Consider the following 21,146-nt stretch of genomic DNA (forward strand, 5'->3'; position numbering starts at 1 on the left):
TTATGCGGACCAAACCCTACTGGACGCTTTTTGGGGCCGCGCGGGGAGGGGTCCCAACGCGCCGGTCGAGGGTGGGGATGGCCCCCGAAGGGGTGGAATCCCGCAGTCCGGCGGCCAACTGACGCCGTTGGCCGGGGCTCCCGCGAGGACGCCTGGCGGGGCGCCGGCCACCGCCGCGGACGGCAGGCGTTAGCGTTCCGTCGTGCCCTACTTCGACGCCGCCTCCACCGCTCCGCTGCACCCGGTCGCCCGCCAGGCGTTGCTCGCCGCGCTGGAGGAGGGGTGGGCCGATCCGGCCCGGCTGTACCGGGAGGGGCGGCGGGCCCGGCTGCTGCTGGATGCGGCGCGGGAGACGGCCGCCGAGGCGCTCGGCTGCCGCCCGGACGAGCTGGCGTTCACCTCCTCGGGCACCGCCGCGGTGCACACCGGGATGGCGGGCGCGCTGGCCGGCCGCCGTCGGACGGGTCGTCACCTGGTGGTCTCCGCGGTCGAACACTCCTGTGTGCTGCACGCCGCCGAGGTCCACCGGCGGGACGGCGGCACCGTCACCGAGGTGGCCGTGGACCGCGCCGGCCGGGTCGATCCGGACGGCTACCGGGCGGCGTTGACCGACCAGACGGCGCTCGCCGTGCTCCAGTCGGCCAACCACGAGGTGGGCACCGTGCAACCGGTGGCCGAGGTGGCCGAGGCGTGCCGGGCGGCCGGGGTGCCGCTGCTGGTGGACGCGGCGCAGTCGGTGCCGTGGGGCCCGGTGGACGGCGACTGGTCACTGCTGACCGCGAGCGCCCACAAGTGGGGCGGGCCGGCCGGGGTCGGGCTGCTGGTGGTCCGCAAGGGGGTGCGGTTCGCCGCGCCGGGCCCGGCGGACGAGCGGGAACGCGGACGCCATCCCGGGTTCGAGAACGTCCCGGCGATCGTGGCGGCGGCGGCCTCGCTGCGCGCGGTACGGAACGAGGCGGCGGCCGAACGCGACCGGCTCGCCGCCCTGGTGGACCGGATCCGGGCCGAGGTGGCGGCGACCGTGCCCGATGCCGAGGTGGTCGGCGACGCGGTACGGCGGCTGCCGCACCTGGTGACCTTCTCCTGTCTGTACGTGGACGGGGAGACGCTGCTGGGCGAGTTGGACCGGGCCGGGTTCGCGGTCTCCTCCGGTTCGTCGTGCACCTCCAGCACGCTGGTGCCCAGCCATGTGCTGCGGGCGATGGGGGTGCTGTCGGAGGGCAACGTCCGGGTGTCGCTGCCGCCGGGGACGAGCGGGGCCGACGTCGACCGGTTCCTGACGGTGCTGCCGGAGCTGGTGGCCGAGGTGCGCGGGCGGCTGGGGGTGCCGGCCGCGGCGGAGCCGGCGCCCGCCGGGCCGCCGGCCGGGCGGGTGGTGGACACCCTGGGCCGGCGCTGCCCGGTCCCGGTGATCGAGCTGGCCAAGGTGATCACCGCGGTCCCGGTGGGCGACACCGTCACCGTGCTCTCCGACGACGAGGCCGCCCGGCTGGACATCCCGGCCTGGTGCGAGATGCGCGGCCAGGGGTACGAGGGTGAGCGGGCGGCGGAGCGCGGGACGGCCTACGTGGTGCGCCGGCTGTCCTGAAGCGCCCCGCCAAGGCCCGCTCAGGCGAGGTGGACGCGGACCTCGTCGGCGGCGTCGACGCCGTACGCCTTGGCGAAGCGGTCCATGAAGTGGGCGCGGCGCAGCTCGTACTCCTGGGTGCCGACGGTCTCGATGACCAGGGTGGCGAGCATGCAGCCGACCTGGGCGGCGCGTTCCAGGCCGAGGTTCCACGACAGGCCGGCCAGGAACCCGGCCCGGAAGGCGTCGCCGACGCCGGTGGGGTCGGCCTTGGCCTCCTCCTGCGGGGTGGGGACCTCGATGACGGGCTCACCGTCCCGTTCGATGCGCACCCCGTTGGCGCCCAGCGTGGTGACCCGGGTGCCGACCTTGGTCAGCACCTCCTGGGCCGACCAGCCGGTCTTCGTCTCCACCAGGCTCTTCTCGTACTCGTTGGAGAACAGGTAGGTGGCGCCGTCGGTGAGGACCCGGATCTCCTCGCCGTCCATGCGGGCGAGCTGCTGGGAGAAGTCGGCGGCGAACGGGATGCCCCGGGTGCGGCACTCCTCGGTGTGGCGGAGCATCGCCTCGGGGTCGTCGGCGCCGATGTGCACCAGGTCCAGTCCGCCGACCCGGTCGGCGACCGACTGGAGTTCGATCTGCCGGGCCTCGCTCATCGCGCCGGTGTAGAAGGTGCCGATCTGGTTGTGGTCGGCGTCGGTGGTGCACACGAAGCGGGCGGTGTGCAGCACTTCGGAGATGCGGACCGAGGCGGTGTCCACCCCGTGCCGCTCGAGCCAGGCACGGTATTCGGCGAAGTCCGCGCCGGCCGCGCCGACCAGGATCGGGTGGAGCCCGAGCTGGCCCATGCCGAAGCAGATGTTGGGGGCGACGCCGCCGCGGCGGATGTCGAGGGTGTCGACCAGGAACGACAACGAGACCGTGTGCAGCTGGTCGGCGACCAGCTGGTCGGAGAAACGGCCTGGGAAGGTCATCAGGTGGTCGGTGGCGATGGAGCCGGTGACAGCGATACGCACGGCTAATTCTGCTCCTGCGAAGCGGGCCTGCGGCCGGGACGGGGCACTGCGGACCAGGCAACGCTACCCGGTCCGCGGCCTCGTCAAGCGGCGGACGGGCCGCCGGTCCGGTCGCGCGTTCGGTTCGCCGGGGCCGCACCGGGTGGTCGCGGGGCGTGGCGGGAGACCGGGCGGCGCCGGAATATTACCGGTACGTACGGGTTCCGTGGGTGGTCCGGAATGTCTACGGTCGTAGCGGACAGTGCCGTTTTCCTTCGATCCCTTCGGGAGTCGCCATGGCCGTTCGTGACGACCAGCAGTCGGTGGAGTTCCCCGGCTATCCGGGGGTGGGCCGGGGCGCGGAGGGTTCCGCGGCCGAGCTGATCGACGACTGCCGGCGGACCGCCGCGCGGTGGACGAAGGCGCCGCGCGCCGCGGAGCGGGCGGCGGTGTCGCCGGCGCAGATCCACGGCACCCGGGTGCCGGACGCCTCCGCGGACGCCGTGCGGGCCATGTCCGACTACGGCGGCTGAGCGCGGAACCGCACGGCACCCCGCCGCGTCCAAGGCGTGTCCCCGCCGGGGACGGGAGACGCGGACGCGAGAGGGGTCGTGCCGATGACCGGGGAAGCGGACGGGCGCCGCGGGTGGCGGACGGGCCCGGTGGTGGCGGTGGCGGCCGGCGCGGTGCTGCTGGCCGGTGGCGGGGGCGCGTACTGGGCCTCGCAGGCGGCCCGCGGTGTCCCGCCGCCGGCCGGTCCGCGTACGGCGCCGGTGGTGCGCGCGGCCGACCGGGTGCCCGAGGACGCGGTGGCGCGGCTGGCCGGGGCGCTGGGGGTCTCCGGCGCGGTCACCGCGGACCACGGTCTGTGGCGGGTGGGTACCGGGTCGCGGCTGCTGGTGGGCCGGGCGGCGCCGGGGGCGTGGACGTACAGCCGGAACGGTTCGGGGTGTCCGCCGCAGGACGCGCGGTCGGCGGCCGGTGCGGGCGCGGCCGACCCCGTCTGCTTCGCCCCGCCGGACGCCGGGGCGCCCCGCTCCGTCCGCCCGGTCTCCGCCGCCGTGGCCGAGCGTGCGGCGGCCCCGGTGCTGGCGGCGCTGGGGCTGCGCGGGGCCGAGGTGGACGCCTCCGGCACGGCGGGCGGGGTGCGCACCGTGACCGCCGATCCGGTGGTGGCGGGGCTGCCGACGCGAGGGTGGCGGACCCAACTGCGGGTCGGGCCGGACGGTTCGGTGGTGAGCGGCTCGGGACGGCTGGCGGAGCTGGTGCGGGGCGCGGCGTACCCGGTGCGGGCGGCGCCGTCGTCCGCGCGGGGCGCGCGGCTCGGGCTGGCGGAACAACTCGTGGGCGGGCGGCCGGAGTTGGTGCCGTCCTGGCTGCTGCCGGGGAAGCCGGGCGAAGGGTATCCGGCGGTGGATCCCGCGGGGTCGGCCACGCCGGTGCCGGTGGTGTCGTACGCGGCGGACGGGCGCACGCTGCTGCTGCGGTTCTGGGGCGGAATCTGCGCGCGGTACGACGGCACGGTGGTCGCGCGGTCGGCGGGGGCGGTACGGGTGCGGGTCACCGCGAGCGTTCCGGATCCGCGCCGGGTGTGCGCGCTGCTGGCGAAGTCGATGACCGTGGCGGTGACGCTGGACCGGCCGCTGGGCGGGCGGACGGTGTACGACGCCTCGGACGGGCGGGCGGTGGCCGCCGGGGACGGCCGGGGGTGAGACGACGAAGGCGCCCGCCCCCGTTGCGGGGACGGGCGCCTTCGGCCCGGGCTCAGTGGAAGGAGTCGCCGCAGGCGCAGGAGCCGGTGGCGTTGGGGTTGTCGATGGTGAAGCCCTGCTTCTCGATGGTGTCCACGAAGTCGATCGTGGCGCCGCCGAGGTAGGGGGCGCTCATCCGGTCGGTGACGACCTTGACGCCGCCGAACTCCTTGACGACGTCGCCGTCGAGCGAGCGCTCGTCGAAGAAGAGCTGGTACCGCAGGCCGGAGCAGCCACCGGGCTGGACGGCGACGCGCAGCGCGAGATCGTCACGGCCTTCCTGCTCCAGCAGGGACTTGACCTTGCCGGCGGCGGCGTCGGACAGGATGATGCCGTCGCTCACGGCGGTCTTCGCGTTGGTCTCGTCCTGAACCGTCATCTGCTTCACTCCCGGGTTGTACGGACTACGGATTGCTGCCGACGGCTGGAACCGCCGGTGTCCCGGAAAAATTCCGGACCGGGCTCGGCCTTTCCGCTTCCGGTTTCTCCGTTCCCGTCCTTCATGCTCGCACACCGGCGCGGGGACGGTCACGTGGGCGGTGGTGGCCCGGCGGGGTGGCGCGGAGGAATGCGTCACTTCGACAAGATGCCCATCGTCAATCTGACGCGAAGCGGTTATGATAGATAGCGTCATTTAGACGAAAAGGGTTTGCCGACCAGAAAGGGCGCCCCGCCCGTGACCACCACCGAACCGCTGGACGTCCAGCCCACGCCCCTCGCCCTGCTGCTGCTCGGCCGCGAGGCCGACCCGAGGAGCGAGCGCGGAGTGGAGTGCCCCGGCGACCTGCCCGCCCCCTCCGACCCCGACCTGGTGGAGCGCGCCCGCAAGGCCAAGGCGAGCCTCGGCGACCGGGTCTTCGTCCTCGGCCACCACTACCAGCGCGACGAGGTGATCGAGTTCGCCGACGTCACCGGGGACTCCTTCAAGCTCGCCCGGGACGCGGCGGCCCGCCCGCAGGCCGAGTACATCGTCTTCTGCGGTGTGCACTTCATGGCCGAGAGCGCCGACATCCTCACCTCCGACGACCAGCGGGTGATCCTGCCGGACCTGGCGGCCGGCTGCTCGATGGCCGACATGGCCACCGCCGAGCAGGTCGCCGAGTGCTGGGACGTGCTCACCGACGCCGGGGTGGCCGACACCGTGGTCCCGGTGTCGTACATGAACTCCTCCGCCGACATCAAGGCGTTCACCGGCCGGCACGGCGGCACCATCTGCACCTCCTCCAACGCCAAGCGCGCCCTGGAGTGGGCGTTCTCGCAAGGGGAAAGGGTGCTCTTCCTGCCCGACCAGCACCTCGGGCGCAACACCGCCGTACGCGACCTGGGCATGTCCCTGGACGACTGCGTGGTCTACAACCCGCACAAGCCGGGCGGCGGGGTCACCGCCGAGCAACTGCGCGCGGCGAAGATGATCCTGTGGCGCGGCCACTGCTCGGTGCACGGCCGCTTCAGCCTCGACTCGGTGAACGACGTGCGCTCCCGCATCCCCGGGGTCAACGTCCTGGTGCACCCGGAGTGCAAGCACGAGGTGGTGGCCGCCGCCGATCACGTGGGCTCCACCGAATACATCATCAAGACGCTGGACGCCGCCCCGGCCGGCTCGGCGTGGGCCATCGGCACCGAACTGAACCTGGTGCGCCGGCTGGCCAAGGCCCACCCGGACAAGCGGATCGTCTTCCTCGACCGCACCGTCTGCTTCTGCTCGACCATGAACCGCATCGACCTGCCGCACCTGGTGTGGGCGCTGGAATCGCTCGCCGAGGGCACGGTGGTCAACCGCATCCAGGTCGACAAGGAGACCGAGCACTACGCCAAGGCGGCCCTGGAGCGCATGCTCGCGCTGCCGTAACCGTTCGTTCGCGGTAACCCCCGCGCGCACGCTGGTGGGCGCGGGGGCGGTACGGCCACGATGGGACGCATGCTGCTGCGCCCGGTACGCGACACCGCCGACGACGCCAGGGCCGTACAGGCCGTCACCGCCGCCGCCTTCGCCCCCTCGCACGCGCTGACCGACGGCGGTACGGCGCCGGTGGAGTGGACGGCCGAGCGGCTGGTGCGTTTCGAGCGCCGGGTACGCCATCTCGCCCGTACCGACCCCGGCGGCTGCTGGCTGGCCGAGGAGCCGGACACCGGGCCGGTCGGGGTGGCGCTGGCCGGCCGGCGCGAGGGGCTGTGGGCGCTGTCGCTGCTCGCCGTGGTGCCCACCGCGCAGGGCAAGGGGGTGGGCACCACGCTGCTGGCCCGGGCGCTCGACCACGGCCGCGGCTGCCTGCGCGGGATGATCTGCGGCTCCCGCCACCCGGTGGCCGCCCGCCTGTACCGGCGGGCCGGCTTCACCCTGCACCCGACCATGCGGCTGCGCGGCGTGGTCGACCCGGCCCGGCTCGACCCGCCGGACGGCGCCGTGCACGACGGCACCGAACGCCACCGCGACCTGCTCGACTCCGTCGACCGCGGGGTCCGCGGCGGCGCCCACGGCCCCGACCACGCCGAACTCCTGCGCCACCACAAGCTGTTGGTCACCGACGACCTGGCCGGCAGCGGCTACGCCTACGTCTCCGGCGGCAAGGTGGAACTGCTCGCCGCCACCTCCCGCCGCCTCGCCTCCCGGCTGCTGACCGCCGCCCTGCTGTACGTGCCGCAGGGCGAGCCCGCGCTCGTCAAGGATCTGACGGCGGATCAGCAGTGGGCGCTGGACGTCGGCTTCGCGGCCGGCCTCGACGTGGCGGGCGGCGGATACCTGTGCCTGCGCGGCATGCGCCCGCCCGCCCCGTACGTGCCCTCGGACTCCTACCTGTGACGGCCTGCGGTCACCCCTGCCCGGGGCGGACCAGGCCGGACTCGTAGGCGATGACCACCAGCCCGGCGCGGTCGCGGGCGCCGAGCTTGGCCAGCGCGCGGTTGACGTGGGTCTTGACGGTCAGCGGGCTCACCCCGAGGCGTTCGGCGATCTCCTCGTTGGACAGCCCCGCGGCCACCTCGGTCACCACCTCGCGTTCCCGGGCGGTGAGCGCGGCCAGCCGGGCGGCGGCGGCCGGGGACGGCCCGGGGGCGCCGGCCCCGCTGACGAACTGGGCGATCAGGCTCTTGGTGGCGGCCGGGGAGAGCAGCGCATCGCCGGCCGCCACGGTACGGATGGCGCCCAGCAGTTCGGCCGGCTCGGCACCCTTGCCCAGGAACCCGGCGGCCCCCGCGCGCAGCGCCTCGGCCACGTACTCGTCGGCCTCGAAGGTGGTCAGCACCAGCACGTGGGTGGCGGACAGCTCCGGGTCGGCGGTGATCGCCCGGGTGGCGGCGAGGCCGTCGGTGCCGGGCATGCGGATGTCCATCAGCACCACCTCGGGGCGGTGCCGCCGGGCCAGCTCGACCGCCTCGGCGCCGTCGCACGCCTCGCCGACCACCGCCATGTCCGCCTCGGACTCCACCAGCACCCGGAAGGCGCCGCGCAGCAGCGCCTGGTCGTCGGCGAGCACCACCCGCACCGTCATCGCCCCTCCTCCCCCGCCGCCGGTCCGGCGGCGGCCGACGGCAACGTCACGAAGACCCGGAAGCCGCCTTCCGGCCGGGGCCCGGCCCGGCACACCCCGCCGAGGGCGGCGGCACGTTCCCGCATGCCGATCAGCCCGTGGCCGCCGCCGGCCACCGGGTCGCCGGCCGGGCCGCGCCCGTCGTCCTCCACCGTGATCTCCAGTCTCCCGGGGGTACGCACCAGCCGCACCTGGGCCCGCGCCCCAGGACCCGCGTGCTTGTGGACGTTGGTCAGCGACTCCTGGACGACCCGGTAGGCGGTCAGCTCCACCGCGGCCGGCAGTGGACCCGCGGCTTCGCCCTCCCGGACCAGGTCGGCGTGGAGCCCGGCCCGGGCGAACCCGGCCAGCAGGTCGTCCAGGGCGGCCAGCCGCGGGGCCGGCTCCCGCGGCGCCTCCGGATCCCCGGCCTGCCGCAACAGCCCGACGGTGGCCCGCAGTTCGTCCAGCGCCGACCGGCTCGCCTGCCGGACGTGCGCCAGCGCCGCCCTGGCCTGGTCCGGCCGCGACTCCATGACGTGGGCGGCCACCCCGGCCTCCACGTTGACCAGGGCGATGTGGTGGGCGACCACGTCGTGCAACTCGCGGGCGATACGCATGCGTTCCTCGGCCACCCGGCGGCGGGCCTCCTCCTCCCGGGTGCGCTCGGCGCGGACCGCCCGTTCCTCCATGGCGGCCACGATGGCGCGGCGGCTGCGCACCGCGTCCCCCACGGCGGCGGCCAGCCCCGTCCAGGCGAGCACCCCGAAGTGCTCCTGCGCGTACCACGGCCCCGGGCCGTACGACATCACCACCGCGGTCATCCCCAGGCAGGTGGCGGCCCCCAGCCGCCAGGTGGTGGAACGGTCGGTGCGCGACGCCACCGTGAACACCGCGACCACCACGGTGATCACCAGCGGGGTGGTGGCGAGGGGGGCGGCGACCGTGTAGCCGGCGGTGATCAGGCAGGTGGCGGCGAGCACGGTACGCGGCAGCCGGCGGCGCACGGTGAGCGCGGCGCACGCGGCCACCGCGCATCCGGCGCCGAGCGCGTCGGGCAGCCGGTGTCCGCCGCCGGGGCGGGCCAGCGGCCCGGTCACGATCGCGGCGAGCACCAGCACGGCGACCACGGCGTCCAGCGTCAGCGGACGCGCCCGGAGCCGGTCGCGGAAACGGTCGAGGCTGCTCACGCCTCGACGGTAAGGGGCGCCCCGGGCCACCCCGCACACCGCCCCGCCCGCACACCGCACGGCACGCGCGAAGCGGCACGCCCCCGGTCCCGTACGTGGCGCACGGGGCCGGGGGCGTGGTGACGCGGTGCCGGAGGGGTCGGGTCAGCCGGGGATCAGGCCGTCCTCGCGGAGCATCTCGCGGACCTCGGAGATGGTGGCGTCCGGGGCGGGCAGCACCAGGTCGGACGGCTCCAGGGCGTCGTCCGGCAGCGGCTCGCCGAGCCGGCGCACCGCCTCCAGCAGGGCGCCCAGGGTCCGGCGGAACCCGGCCTCGTCGTCCTTCTCCAACTCGACGAGCAGGGCGTCATCCAGCGTGTTGAGTTCGTCCAGGTGGCTGTCGGCCAGTCTCACCTGGCCCTCCCCCATGATCCTGACGATCACGACGGTCTCCCTTCGCGGTGCTGGGGCCGGGCGGCTCAGCGCTTGTCGAATCGCGGCTGGTCCTGCGGGCGCTGCTGGTGGGCCTGGCCGCCCTGGCCGCCCTGGCCGCCCTCGATGGCCTGCTGGCCACCGGAGCCGCCGGCCAGTTCGGCCTTCATCCGCTGGAGCTCCAGCTCCACGTCGGAACCGCCGGAGAGCCGCTCCAGCTCCGCCGTGATGTCGTCCTTGGCCATCCCCGAGGGGTCGTCCAGGGCGCCGGAGGCGAGCAGTTCGTCGATGGCGCCGGCCCGGGCCTGCATCTGGGCGGTCTTGTCCTCGGCCCGCTGGATCGCCAGGCCGACGTCGCCCATCTCCTCGGAGATGCCGGAGAACGCCTCGCCGATCTTGGTCTGCGCCTGGGCGGCGGTGTAGGTGGCCTTGATGGTCTCCTTCTTGGTGCGGAAGGCGTCCACCTTGGCCTGCAACCGCTGCGAGGCGAGGGTGAGTTTCTCCTCCTCGCCCTGGAGGGTCTGGTGCTGCGTCTCCAGGTCGGTGATCTGCTGCTGGAGCGCGGACCTGCGGGTCAGCGCCTCGCGGGCCAGGTCCTCCCGGCCCAGCGCGAGCGCCTTGCGGCCCTGCTCCTCCAGCTTGGCCGACTGCTGCTGGAGCCCGTTCAACTGGAGCTCCAGCCGCTTACGGGAGGTGGCCACGTCGGCCACCCCGCGGCGTACCTTCTGCAGCAGTTCCAACTGCTTCTGGTACGAGTAGTCGAGCGTCTCGCGCGGGTCCTCGGCCCGGTCCAGGGCCTTGTTGGCCTTCGCGCGGAAGATCATCCCCATCCGCTTCATGACACCGCTCATGGGCCTCGCGCGCCCCCTTCGTCGACTCTCTCCGGCACCTTCGTTGACCCCTACAGTACGGGCCCCGGTTCCATTACCGCACTGTTCGCAGGGGGATGCGCTCATCCTGAGGGACGATCGGGGCCGACGCGCATCCGGCGCAGGGAGTAGGCGGACGCCCCGGGCCCCGGAGCGGGCGTAAGGTGCGCCGTCCGACGCGGGTGGGGGGCCGCCCGCCGCAGCACGTACCCTTGGCCTTGTGTTCCGACGTCGTTCCCAGGATGAGCAGGCCGCGCCCACCACGGTGACCGCGGACCCGGTCGAGGCCAAGCGCCGCGACCCCCAGGCCCCCAAGGGGCGCCCGACCCCCAAGCGCAGCGAGGCCCAGGCCCGCCGCCCCCGTCCGGCCGCCACCGGTGACCGCAAGGCCGCGGCCAAGCAGGCCCGGGAGGCACGCCGGATCGAGATGGCCAAGCAGCGCGAGGCGCTGGCCAGCGGCGACGAGCGTTACCTGCCGGTCCGCGACAAGGGCCCGGTGCGCCGCTTCTGCCGCGACTACGTCGACGCCCGCTACCACGTGGCCGAACTGTTCCTGCCGCTGGCCGTGGTGATCCTGGTGATCAGCATGGTGCCCAACATGCGGGTCAAGGACGTCTCGCTGCTGCTGTGGCTGGTGCTGATCGTGCTCATCGTGGGCCAGTCGCTCTTCACCGGGCTGCGGCTGCGCTCGCTGCTGGCCGACCGCTTCCCCAAGGAGAACAAGCGCGGCGCGGTCGCCTACGCCCTGATGCGTTCCCTCCAGATGCGCCGGATGCGGCTGCCCAAGCCGCAGGTCAAGCGCGGAGAGCGGGGCTGACCGGGCAGCCCGCGGCCACCGGGTTCACCGGCGGCGCGGACAACTGGCTGGCCGGCCTGGGGGGCCTGCGCAACATGGTGCGCCAGGAGCTGGTCGCCCGGCAGCTCGACGAGCAGATCACCGCCCGCTTCCCCGTCGGCCGCCGGCTGCGGGTGCTCGACGTCGGACTCGGGCAGGGCACCCAGGCGCTGCGGCTGGCCCGCGGCGGCCACGCGGTGACCGGGCTGGAGAGCGACCCGGCGATGCTGGCCGCCGTCGAGGAGACGCTGGCCGGGGAGCCGGAGGGGATCCGCGAGCGGGTACGGCTGGTGACCGGCGACGGCCGCGAGACCGGCCGCCACTTCGAACCGGGCAGCTTCGACGTGGTGCTCTGCCACGGCGTGCTGATGTACGTGGACGACCCGGACGCGATGCTCGCCGGGCTGGCCCGGGTGCTCGCCCCCGGCGGCCTGCTGTCGCTGCTGGTGCGCAACGCCGACGCGCTGGCGATGCGGCCGGGGCTCGCCGGTGACTGGGAGGGCGCGCTGGACGCCTTCGCCACCACCGCGTACACCAACCGGCTGGGCCTGCGGGTACGGGCCGACCGCCGCGAGACGCTCACCGCCACGCTCACCGCGATCGGGGTGCCGCTGCACACCTGGTACGGGGTGCGGGTGTTCACCGACACGGCGGCCGACGAAGCCGTTCCGCCGCCGGAGCCCGGGGCGCTCGACCGGCTGCTGGCCGCCGAGGACCGCGCCGGGCGCACCGATCCGTACCGGTCGGTGGCGGCGTTGCTGCACCTGTGCGGAGTCCGTGACTGATTGACGCCGCTCCGCTCGCCCCGGCCGCCGGGGCGGGAGAGCCTTGGGTCATGAGCGGATCACGCATCGTCCGTGCCGTGCCCGCCGCGCTGCTGTGCGCGGCGCTGCTCGCCGGGTGCTCCGGTTCCCGGGGCGGCGCCCCGGCCCCGTCCGCCTCCCCGGGTACGGCCGCGCCGTCCCGGGGCGCGGGGCCGACGGTGAGCGACCGGTTGCAGGACGAGTACCAGAAGGTCGTCAGGGACGTGCTGCCCTCGGTGGTGCAGATCACCGCGGGCCAGTCGCTGGGGTCCGGGATCGTCTACGACACGTCCGGGGACATCGTCACCAACGCCCATGTGGTGGGCGACTCCACCGCGTTCAAGGTGACCCTGGCGACCGGCGGCGGATCGGCCGACGCCACGCTGGTGGGCAGCTACCCGGCCGACGACCTCGCGGTGATCAGGCTGCGCCGGCCGCCCGGCGGGCTCAAACCGGCCGTCTTCGGCGACTCCGCCAAGGTGGAGGTCGGCCAGATCACGCTGGCCATGGGCAACCCGCTGGGGCTGTCCAGCAGCGTCACGCAGGGCATCGTCTCGGCGGTCGGCCGTACGGTGAGCGAGGGCGGCAACGGCGGCGGCAACGGGGCCACCATCGCCAACATGGTGCAGACCTCGGCCGCCATCAACCCCGGCAACAGCGGCGGCGCCCTGGTCAACCTCTCCAGCCAGGTCATCGGCATCCCCACCCTCGCCGCCACCGACCCCGAACTCGGCAACAGCGCCGCCCCCGGCATCGGCTTCGCCATCCCCGCCTCCACCGTCACCGACATCGCCGGTCAACTGGTCAAGAACGGCAAGGTCACCAACTCCGGCCGCGCCGCCCTCGGCGTCACGGTACGCACCGTTCTCGGCGACAACTTCCAGCCCGCCGGCGTCGCCATCGTCTCCGTCAAAAACGGCGGCGCCGCCGACAAGGCCGGCCTGCGCCCCGACGACGTCATCACCAAACTCGACGCCACCCCCGTGACCACCGCCGCCTCCCTCACCGAAGTCCTGGCCGCCCACCGCCCCGGCGACCACGTGACGGTCACGTACACCCGTGACGGCTCGCGGCGGACGGCGGGGGTGACGCTGGGCCAGTTGTGACCGGGGGACGCCGGGCCGTGGCGGGCCGCCTCCGGCGGGGGGCGCCGCCGCCGGGGGCGGGCGAGCCCGTCGGAGCGCCGCCCCCCGGCGCAAGGGGGTGGGGTCGCCCCGCCGCCGACGCGAGCGGGCGAGCCCGCACCCAGGGGGGCGAACGGCCGCCCACCGATACGGGGCTCGGCGGGACGCCACCCCCGGCACAAGGGGGTGGGGGGCCCGCCGCCGTCCGCCACATGCGGTGAGCCTCGCAAGGCACCTCTGCCGGGCCGAGGCCCGACGCCGACACATACGGGCGAACCCGCACCCCGGCAGACGCCCCCCGGCCTCGACAGGCGGCGGGCCGTCCGCCCCGGCGCGAGGGGGGAGCCGACGGCACGGCGGGAGCCCCGCAAGGCGCGCCGGGCCGGGGCGGGCGGGGCCGTCCGGCGGCGGGCCGATGGACCGGCGGGGAACCCTTGCCGTGCCGGGTCAGCCCGCGTCGGCCTCCGACAGGCTCATCGGGCCGTAGATCTCGGTGGCGTCCTCGAACAGGGTGACCTGGTCGACGCCGGCGTCGAGCAGGTCCTTCCAGTTCTCACCGAGCCAGGACTCGGCGTCCCCCTGGGTGGTGAACTCCTCCTGGTCGACCGCCGGAGCCGTCCGGGTGCCGTCCGACTTCTCGAACCGCCATGTCCACGCCATGCCGTGCCCCTTCCACCGTGGGTTACCCGCGCAGGTTAACCGAAGATCACCGCCGCCGGGCCGCGCCGTGGGCAGATGCGACGCGCACCCGCGGCGTAGGCGACGATGTGGCCATGGAGATCACGCTGCTCGGCACCGGCGGACCGCGCGGGCTGCCGGTGCCCGGCTGCCCGTGCGCGGTCTGCTCCGCCGCCGTCGCGTCGGCGGCCCGTGCCCCCGTTTCGCTGCTCGTCGACGGGACACTGCTGCTCGACCTCACCCCCGGCCCGGCGCTGGCCGCCGCCCGGGCCGGCCGCACCCTCAGCGGGGTACGCCAGGTGCTGCTCACCCATCCGCAGGCGGGCCCCCCGGTCGACCTGCCGCCAGGGCTGCCCGCCCCGGGACGGGTACCGGAGGGCGAACGCCTCACCTCGCTCACCGGCCACCGGGTGCTCGCCGTCCCGGTGGACGCCCCCGGCACCGGCTACGAGGTGACCGGCCCGGCCGGCGACCGGCTGCTCTACCTGCCGCCCGGCTGCGGCCCGGCCGGGCTCTCCTCCGACGGCGACCCGGCCCCCTACGACATGGTGCTCCTCGACGTCGTCGGCCGGCCCGACGCGCTCGCCCGGCTGCGGGCGGCCGGCGCGGTGGGCGCCACCACCGACGTGATCGCCGTCCACCTCGGCCACGACGCGCCCCCCGAACCCGAACTCCACCGCCGGCTCGGAGCGGCCGGCGCCCGCGCCGTCCCGGACGGCCGCACCCTCACCGTCGGCGAGTACGAGGCCGTACCGGACGTACCGCGCCGCACCCTCGTCCTCGGCGGCGCCCGCTCCGGCAAGTCCGCCGAGGCCGAACGGCGGCTGTCCGCCTTCCCCGGCGTCGTCTACGTGGCCACCGGCGGCACCCGGGACGGCGACGCGGAGTGGGCCGCCCGGGTCCGGCTGCACCGCGAGCGCCGCCCGGCGACCTGGCGCACCGTCGAGACCTGCGACCTCCTCCCCCTGCTCGCCGAGGACGGCCCCCCGCTCCTCGTCGACTGCCTCGCGCTCTGGCTCACCCACGTGATGGACGCCGCCGGCGCGTGGCAGGACGCCCCCGGCGCCGACCGCGAGATCGACCACCGCACGGCGGAACTCGCCGCCGCGTGGCGCGCGACCCGGCGCACCGTGGTCGCCGTCAGCAACGAGGTCGGCTCCGGCGTGGTCCCCGCGACCGCCTCCGGCCGACGGTTCCGTGACGCCCTCGGCCGCCTCAACACGGCCGTCGCCGCCGAATCCGAACACGTCCTCCTGGTCGTCTCCGGACTCGCCCTCCGCCTCCGCTAGCCCGCCACGCGGTTGCCGCCCCCGCACCGCTTCAGGGTTCCGGAGTGGCCCCCGTTCGCCCCTGCCCGGTGGGTGGTTGGGGTGGGTTTTTGGTTTGGTTCGGCACGGGGTGGCTTCGCCTATTGCCGGTACGGGGTCGGGGGCGCGCCGGGGGTGACTCCTCGCTCCAGGTATCCCCCACGGTTGCGCTCCGGCTGCTGGGTCGCTGCGGGGACACCCCCGGCACACCCCCTTGCGCCGTCGTGCGGGTGCCTCTCTTCGCGGGAGAGGGTGACATAGGAGGTTGGGGTCACCCCGATCTCCTCCTTACCCACCCCGTGCCGCAGCGCGGAACGATGCAGAACGGGGGCGTGCAGGGGTGTCCCCGCAGCGACCCAGCGAACCGGCGGAAAGCCGAAGACGAAACGCGGAGCGAGGAGTCACCCCGGAGGGCCCCCGGGAACCCAGGCAGACAGTGCGCACCCCGCGCTATACGCGTACAGCCACGGGTGGGCGGGGGGAAGAATTCCGTAACGCCAGCCACGACGAGACGGGGGATCGGGGGAACCCCGAGGAAGTGATGGCGGGCGTCAGCGCGAGCGAACCCCCTTGCGGGGGAGGGAAGCTATCGTTCACCCGTGAGCAGCCTCCACCCACGTGATTTGATCCCGCAGGACTTCGACATCGACGCGTTCGCCGCGTTGATCGACCGGCCCGATCCCGCCATCCGGCAGGATGCGCGGGAACGCAGGCGGCGGACGGCCGTACCGCAGGCGGCCCTCGGCCGGCTCGGCGAACTCGGCGACTGGCTCGCCTCGGTGCAGGGGCAGGCCCCGGCCCGGCCGATCGAGCGGGCCCGGCTGGTGGTGTTCGCCGGTGACCACGGCGTCGCGGCGCGCGAGGTCTCCGTCCACCCGGCCGGCCGCGCGAGCGACCTCGCGCGGGCGGTACTCGACGGCAGCGCGCCCGTCTCCGTACTCGCCCACCAGTACGGCGCCCAGGTCCGCCTCGTCGACATGGCGCTCGACTGCGACCCGGGCGAGTTGCCGGAGGAGGTGGTGCGCCACCGGGTGCGGCGCGGGTCGGGGGCGGTCGACGCCGAGGACGCGCTGACCGCGCAGGAGACGGTGGCGGCGTTCCGGGCCGGGATGGCGGTCGCCGACGAGGAGGCGGATTCGGGTACGGATCTGCTGGTGCTCGGTGATGTGAGCGTGGGCGGCACCACGGTGGCGGGGGTGCTGGTGGCCGCGTTGTGCGGCACGGACGCCTCGGTGGTGACCGGCCGCGGTTCCGGCATCGACGACCTGGCGTGGATGCGCAAGTGCGCCGCGATCCGGGACGCGTTGCGGCGGGCCCGGCCGGTGCTGGGCGACCCGGTGCGGCTGCTGGCGGCGGTGGGCGGTGCGGACTTCGCGGCGATCACCGGTTTCCTGCTCCAGGCGGCGGTGCGCAAGGTCCCGGTCGTGCTGGACGGGGTTGTCTCCGCGGCGTGCGCGCTGGTGGCGCAGCGGGTGGCGTTCCGCGCCCCGGACTGGTGGCTGGCCGGCCACGTCTCCGGCGAACCGGCGCAGGCCAAGGCGTTGGACCGGCTCTCGCTGGAGCCGCTGCTCGACCACGGGGTGCGGCTCGGTGAAGGCACCGGCGCGCTGCTGGCGTTGCCGTTGCTGAAGGCATCGGCCGCGTTCGCCGCCGAGTTGCCGGAGACCGGCGAAGCCGGTGGGTAGTTCCGCCGAGGCAGCCGGGGCGGCCACCGCCGCCGAGGGGCTGCGTTTCGCGTTCGGCACGTTGACCGTTCTGCCGGTGCGGGTGGCGCGGTGGGACCGGGCGGCGGGGCGGGCCGGGATGCTGGCGGCGCCGCTGGTGGGGGTGGTCGCCGGGGCGGTGGCGGGGGCGGCCGGGGCGGCGGTGGTGGTGGCCGGCGGCGGGGCGCTGCTGGGCGCGGTGGCCGCCGCGGCGGTGCCGGCCGCGCTCACCCGCGGGCTCCATCTGGACGGGCTGGCCGACACCGCGGACGGGCTGGGCAGCGGGAAGCCGGCCGACGAGGCGCTGCGGGTGATGAAGCAGTCGGACATCGGGCCGTTCGGTGTGCTCACGCTGGTGCTGGTGCTGCTGGCCCAAGTGGCCGCGCTCTGCGCCGCGTTCGGGCGCGGCCCGCTGTACGGGCTGCTGGCCGCCGTGGTGTCGGCCGCCACGGCGCGTACCGCGATGTCGTTGGCGTGCCGGAGCGGGGTGCCGGCCGCGCGCCGGGACGGCCTCGGGGTGGTGGTGGCCGGGACGGTGCCGGTGGCCGGCGCGGTGGCGGTGGCGGTGGCGACGGTGGCGGTGGCGGGCGCCGCCGGGCTGTTCTTCGGTGTCGTCGGCGCGGTGCGGGCGGGGGCCGCCGCGCTGCTGGGGCTGGCCGCCGCCGAGGTGTTGTCGCGCCGTTGCCGGTCCCGGCTGGGCGGGGTGACCGGTGATGTCTTCGGGGCGCTGTGCGAAACGGCGGCCACGGTGGCGTTGTTCGTGCTGGCGCTGGGGTGATCCGTCCCGCTCGCCCGTTGTGTTCGCGGTATCTCCGCCCGGCGGCGGGCAGGCGGTGACTGTACGTCAAAATGGTGGCGTCCGAGCGGCTGCCACCACCGAACCGGGTGGCAGTCGCCGGGCCCGTGCCGTACCGCCGCCTCCGACCGGCGGAGCGGCTACGGCGGCGGGCCTGCCACGGGCGTAGGCTCACGACAGCCGAGGGACCGTCCGGCCGCCCGCGCACCACGGATTCCGGGTGCCGCGGGCGCGGCGGACGGCCCCTCGGACGAAGGCGCAACACGACCTCGACGGAAGAGGAACCCGAATACCGTGACTGCACTGACTCTCAGCACTTCCTCCGCCGCGACGCTGCGCGCGGACGCCGTCGTGGTGGGCGTCGCCAAGGGGCCCAAGGGCCCGGTGGCCGCCCCCGGCGCGGAGGCGGTGGACCAGGCGTTCGACGGCAAGCTCGCGGCCACCCTGGAGACCCTCGGCGCGTCCGGCGGCGAGGGTGAGGTGACCAAGCTTCCGGCGCCGGCCGGCGTCAAGGCCGCGGTGGTGCTGGCGGTCGGTCTGGGCGAGGCCCCGGAGGCGGACGGCCGGTACGACGCCGAGGCGCTGCGCCGGGCCGCCGGTGCCGCCGCCCGTACCCTGGCCGGCTCGAAGAAGGCCGCGTTCGCGCTGCCGGTGGCGGACGCCGACGCGGCCGGCGCGGTGGCCGAGGGCGCGCTGCTGGGCGCGTACGCGTTCAACGCCTACCGGGGCGGCGCCAAGGGCGAGAAGAACAACGGCGTCAAGGAGCCGCTGGCCGAGGTGGCGCTGCTCGGCGGCAAGCCGCGCGACAAGGAGTACAAGGCCGCGGTCGAGCGGGCGATCGCGGTGGCCGAGGAGGTCAACCGCGCCCGCGACCTGGTCAACACCCCCTCCAACGACCTGTACCCGAAGTCGTTCGCCACCACGGTGCAGGCGGTCGCCAAGGAGCACGGCCTGAAGGTCGAGGTGCTGGACGAGAAGGCGCTGCTCAAGGGGGGCTACGGCGGCATCATGGGGGTCGGCCAGGGGTCGGCCAACCCGCCGCGCCTGGTGAAGCTGAGCTACACCCACGGCAAGGGCGCCAAGCACCTGGCGCTGGTCGGCAAGGGCATCACCTACGACTCGGGCGGCATCTCGCTCAAGCCGGCCGGTCACAACGAGACCATGAAGTGCGACATGTCCGGTGCCGCCGCGGTCTTCGCCGCCGTGGTGGCCGCCGCCCGGCTCGGGCTTCCGGTGAACGTCACCGGCTGGCTGGCGCTGGCGGAGAACATGCCGTCGGGTACCGCCACCCGTCCGGGTGACGTGCTGCGGATGTACTCGGGCAAGACGGTGGAGGTGCTCAACACCGACGCCGAGGGCCGTCTGGTGCTGGCCGACGCGATCACCCGGGCCAGCGAGGAGAAGCCGGACGCGATCGTGGACGTGGCCACCCTGACCGGTGCGATGGTGCTGGCGCTGGGCAACCGCACCTTCGGCATCATGGCCAACGACGACGCCTTCCGCGAGGCGCTGCACGCCACCGCCGAGGAGGCCGGTGAGGCGTCCTGGCCGATGCCGCTCCCGGCCGACCTGCGCAAGGGCATGGACTCGCCGGTGGCCGACATCGCCAACATGGGTGAGCGGATGGGCGGCGGCCTGGTGGCCGGGCTCTTCCTGAAGGAGTTCGTGGGCGACGGCATCACCTGGGCCCACCTGGACATCGCGGGTCCGGCCTTCAACGAGTCGGGGCCGTTCGGCTACACCCCCAAGGGCGGCACCGGTTCCGCGGTGCGCACCCTGGTGCGGCTGGCCGAGCGGGCCGGCGCGGGCGAGCTGCTCTGACCCGTCCGGCGACCGTGCGACACGGGCCCCGGGGCGGTGTGCTCCGGGGCCCGTGCCGTACGCGGGGGCCGCGCGTGCGTCGCGTCACACCGCGGACGGGGCCGTGGTCACCGGTTGCCCGGTCCGGCGTTCGCCCACAACGAAATCCGCACGGCCTACCGATCGGTAACGCGTGCTGGGGCCGGGCCGGGCGTCCCGTAGCCCGGCCCCGCGTCCCGGCAGCCGTCAACAAGTGCGAAGATGTTGTCTCGGCACGACAGGGCCCCCTTTTGAACAACGTTTGAACAAGCGGCCGAACCAAAGCCGCCGCCCGGTCACGGCGACCGGCTCCGGCGTACCCATGCATGGAGGACGTGACGTGGCGAACGACGCCAGCACCGTTTTCGACCTAGTGATCCTCGGCGGTGGCAGCGGCGGCTACGCCGCAGCTCTGCGCGCGGCGCAGCTGGGCCTGGACGTCGCCCTGATCGAGAAGGACAAGCTCGGCGGCACCTGTCTGCACCGCGGCTGCATCCCGACGAAGGCTCTGCTGCACGCCGGCGAGGTGGCCGACGCGGCTCGTGAGGGCGCCCAGTTCGGTGTGAAGTCCTCCTTCGAGGGGATCGACATCGAGGGTGTCCACAAGTACAAGGACGACGTGATCTCCGGGCTCTACAAGGGCCTGCAGGGTCTGGTCGCCGGCCGCAAGGTCACCTACGTGACCGGCGAGGGCCGGCTGACCTCCCCCACCACCGTCGAGGTGAACGGCGAGACCTACACCGGCCGCCACATCCTGCTGGCGACCGGCTCGGTGCCGAAGTCGCTGCCGGGTCTGACGATCGACGGCGACCGCGTCATCTCCTCCGACCACGCGCTCGTCCTGGACCGGGTGCCGAAGTCCGCCATCGTGCTGGGCGGCGGCGTGATCGGCGTCGAGTTCGCCTCCGCGTGGAAGTCCTTCGGCGTGGACGTCACCATCGTCGAGGCCCTGCCGCACCTCGTCCCGGTCGAGGACGAGAACTCCTCCAAGCTGCTGGAGCGCGCCTTCCGCAAGCGCGGTATCAACTTCTCCCTCGGTTCCCGCTTCTCCGGTGTCGAGTACACCGCCGACGGGGTGAAGGTCTCGCTGGAGAACGGCAAGACCTTCGAGGCGGAGCTGCTGCTGGTGGCGGTCGGCCGCGGCCCGGTCTCGCAGGGCCTGGGCTACGAGGAGGCCGGGGTCGCCATGGACCGCGGCTACGTCCTCGTCGACGAGTACATGCAGACCAACGTCCCGACCATCTCCGCCGTCGGTGACCTGGTGCCCACCCTCCAGCTCGCCCACGTCGGCTTCGCCGAGGGCATCCTGGTGGCCGAGCGGCTGGCCGGCCAGAAGGTCGTGCCGATCGACTACGACGGCGTGCCGCGGGTCACCTACTGCCACCCGGAGGTCGCCTCCGTCGGCCTGACCGAGGCCAAGGCCAAGGAGCTGTACGGCGCCGACAAGGTGGTCACCCTCAAGTTCAACCTGGCCGGCAACGGCAAGAGCAAGATCCTCAAGACCCAGGGCGAGATCAAGCTCGTACAGGTCCGTGACGGCGCCGTGGTCGGTGTCCACATGGTCGGTGACCGGATGGGCGAGCAGGTCGGCGAGGCGCAGCTGATCTACAACTGGGAGGCGCTGCCCGCGGAGGTCGCACAGCTCATCCACGCGCACCCGACGCAGAACGAGGCGCTCGGTGAGGCGCACATGGCGCTGGCGGGCAAGCCGCTGCACGCGCACGACTGACCCCTCACACGCCCGCAATCCGCACAGATCGTTAGGAGCAACC

At 74.5% G+C, this 21,146-nt stretch carries 20 protein-coding genes; 13 read left to right on the forward strand and 7 right to left on the reverse strand.

Going from position 1 to position 21,146, the window contains the following annotated elements; genetic code table 11:
• The first annotated feature begins 202 nt into the window (after positions 1-202).
• Positions 203-1,588 carry a cysteine desulfurase/sulfurtransferase TusA family protein gene (locus tag SCATT_RS05945; RefSeq protein ID WP_014142040.1) on the forward strand — a complete coding sequence of 462 codons (1,386 nt, stop codon included), beginning with the start codon at positions 203-205 and terminating at the stop codon, positions 1,586-1,588.
• A 20-nt stretch (positions 1,589-1,608) separates the two neighbouring features.
• Here SCATT_RS05945 and SCATT_RS05950 read toward each other — a convergent pair whose 3' ends face one another.
• Positions 1,609-2,583, reverse strand: a complete 975-nt coding sequence (locus tag SCATT_RS05950) for a carbohydrate kinase family protein (protein ID WP_014142041.1) — start codon at positions 2,581-2,583, stop codon at positions 1,609-1,611.
• 275 nt (positions 2,584-2,858) lie between these two features.
• On the opposite strand from SCATT_RS05950, the gene SCATT_RS05955 reads away from it, so the two are divergent.
• Together SCATT_RS05955 and SCATT_RS38895 are read left to right on the forward strand one after the other, a co-directional pair.
• The gene (locus SCATT_RS05955; protein WP_014142043.1) at positions 2,859-3,095 is read left to right on the forward strand and encodes a hypothetical protein; all 237 of its coding nucleotides are present in this window, start codon (positions 2,859-2,861) and stop codon (positions 3,093-3,095) included.
• Between the two features lie 84 nt (positions 3,096-3,179).
• Positions 3,180-4,274, forward strand: a complete 1,095-nt coding sequence (locus SCATT_RS38895; protein WP_014142044.1) for a hypothetical protein — start codon at positions 3,180-3,182, stop codon at positions 4,272-4,274.
• Positions 4,275-4,326: 52 nt separating this feature from the next.
• On the opposite strand, the gene SCATT_RS05965 is transcribed toward SCATT_RS38895, so the two are convergent.
• Positions 4,327-4,692 carry a HesB/IscA family protein gene (locus tag SCATT_RS05965; RefSeq protein WP_014142045.1) on the reverse strand — a complete coding sequence of 122 codons (366 nt, stop codon included), beginning with the start codon at positions 4,690-4,692 and terminating at the stop codon, positions 4,327-4,329.
• Between the two features lie 297 nt (positions 4,693-4,989).
• On the opposite strand from SCATT_RS05965, the gene nadA reads away from it, so the two are divergent.
• Together nadA and SCATT_RS05975 are read left to right on the forward strand one after the other, a co-directional pair.
• On the forward strand, positions 4,990-6,162 hold the full coding sequence (gene nadA, locus SCATT_RS05970) for a quinolinate synthase NadA (RefSeq protein WP_014142046.1): 1,173 nt from the start codon (positions 4,990-4,992) through the stop codon (positions 6,160-6,162).
• 69 nt (positions 6,163-6,231) lie between these two features.
• Entirely contained in the window at positions 6,232-7,113 is an 882-nt protein-coding gene (locus SCATT_RS05975) for a GNAT family N-acetyltransferase (RefSeq protein ID WP_014142047.1), read from the forward strand.
• A 10-nt stretch (positions 7,114-7,123) separates the two neighbouring features.
• Here the strand turns inward: SCATT_RS05975 and SCATT_RS05980 are convergent, their stop codons facing one another.
• The 4 genes from SCATT_RS05980 to SCATT_RS05995 form a co-directional block, all read right to left on the reverse strand.
• Positions 7,124-7,801 (reverse strand): response regulator transcription factor, encoded by a 678-nt coding sequence (locus tag SCATT_RS05980; RefSeq protein ID WP_014142048.1) that lies wholly within the window; start codon positions 7,799-7,801, stop codon positions 7,124-7,126.
• Complete coding sequence (locus SCATT_RS05985) at positions 7,798-9,009, reverse strand: sensor histidine kinase (RefSeq protein ID WP_014142049.1); 1,212 nt, start codon at positions 9,007-9,009, stop codon at positions 7,798-7,800. The genes SCATT_RS05980 and SCATT_RS05985 overlap by 4 nt, the downstream gene beginning before the upstream one ends.
• A gap of 144 nt (positions 9,010-9,153) precedes the next feature.
• Positions 9,154-9,432, reverse strand: a complete 279-nt coding sequence (gene pspAA / locus SCATT_RS05990) for a PspA-associated protein PspAA (RefSeq protein WP_014142050.1) — start codon at positions 9,430-9,432, stop codon at positions 9,154-9,156.
• A 35-nt stretch (positions 9,433-9,467) separates the two neighbouring features.
• Complete coding sequence (locus SCATT_RS05995) at positions 9,468-10,271, reverse strand: PspA/IM30 family protein (RefSeq protein ID WP_041824465.1); 804 nt, start codon at positions 10,269-10,271, stop codon at positions 9,468-9,470.
• Between the two features lie 238 nt (positions 10,272-10,509).
• Here SCATT_RS05995 and SCATT_RS06000 point away from each other — a divergent pair, with 238 nt between their 5' ends.
• The 3 genes from SCATT_RS06000 (at position 10,510) to SCATT_RS06010 (ending at position 13,033) form a co-directional block, all read left to right on the forward strand.
• Positions 10,510-11,106 carry a DUF3043 domain-containing protein gene (locus tag SCATT_RS06000; protein WP_014627571.1) on the forward strand — a complete coding sequence of 199 codons (597 nt, stop codon included), beginning with the start codon at positions 10,510-10,512 and terminating at the stop codon, positions 11,104-11,106.
• A 74-nt stretch (positions 11,107-11,180) separates the two neighbouring features.
• Positions 11,181-11,909 (forward strand): methyltransferase domain-containing protein, encoded by a 729-nt coding sequence (locus SCATT_RS06005; protein ID WP_014142053.1) that lies wholly within the window; start codon positions 11,181-11,183, stop codon positions 11,907-11,909.
• A gap of 50 nt (positions 11,910-11,959) precedes the next feature.
• Positions 11,960-13,033, forward strand: a complete 1,074-nt coding sequence (locus SCATT_RS06010; RefSeq protein WP_014142054.1) for a S1C family serine protease — start codon at positions 11,960-11,962, stop codon at positions 13,031-13,033.
• Between the two features lie 465 nt (positions 13,034-13,498).
• Here the strand turns inward: SCATT_RS06010 and SCATT_RS06015 are convergent, their stop codons facing one another.
• Entirely contained in the window at positions 13,499-13,711 is a 213-nt protein-coding gene (locus SCATT_RS06015) for a hypothetical protein (protein ID WP_014142055.1), read from the reverse strand.
• Positions 13,712-13,824: 113 nt separating this feature from the next.
• Between SCATT_RS06015 and SCATT_RS06020 the strand changes: the two genes are divergently transcribed.
• From SCATT_RS06020 to lpdA, 5 genes are all read left to right on the forward strand, one after another.
• Positions 13,825-15,018 (forward strand): bifunctional adenosylcobinamide kinase/adenosylcobinamide-phosphate guanylyltransferase, encoded by a 1,194-nt coding sequence (locus SCATT_RS06020; protein ID WP_014142056.1) that lies wholly within the window; start codon positions 13,825-13,827, stop codon positions 15,016-15,018.
• Positions 15,019-15,635: 617 nt separating this feature from the next.
• A complete protein-coding gene (gene cobT / locus SCATT_RS06025) occupies positions 15,636-16,721 on the forward strand; it encodes a nicotinate-nucleotide--dimethylbenzimidazole phosphoribosyltransferase (protein WP_014142058.1) in 1,086 nt (361 codons plus the stop codon).
• Positions 16,714-17,517, forward strand: a complete 804-nt coding sequence (locus SCATT_RS06030; RefSeq protein WP_014142059.1) for an adenosylcobinamide-GDP ribazoletransferase — start codon at positions 16,714-16,716, stop codon at positions 17,515-17,517. Before cobT ends, SCATT_RS06030 begins: the two co-directional genes overlap by 8 nt.
• A gap of 312 nt (positions 17,518-17,829) precedes the next feature.
• Positions 17,830-19,356, forward strand: a complete 1,527-nt coding sequence (locus SCATT_RS06035; RefSeq protein ID WP_014142060.1) for a leucyl aminopeptidase — start codon at positions 17,830-17,832, stop codon at positions 19,354-19,356.
• Between the two features lie 358 nt (positions 19,357-19,714).
• Complete coding sequence (gene lpdA / locus SCATT_RS06040; protein ID WP_014142061.1) at positions 19,715-21,103, forward strand: dihydrolipoyl dehydrogenase; 1,389 nt, start codon at positions 19,715-19,717, stop codon at positions 21,101-21,103.
• Positions 21,104-21,146 lie beyond the last annotated feature (43 nt).

The sequence above is a fragment of the Streptantibioticus cattleyicolor NRRL 8057 = DSM 46488 genome (genome assembly GCF_000240165.1).
Lineage (GTDB): Bacteria > Actinomycetota > Actinomycetes > Streptomycetales > Streptomycetaceae > Streptantibioticus > Streptantibioticus cattleyicolor.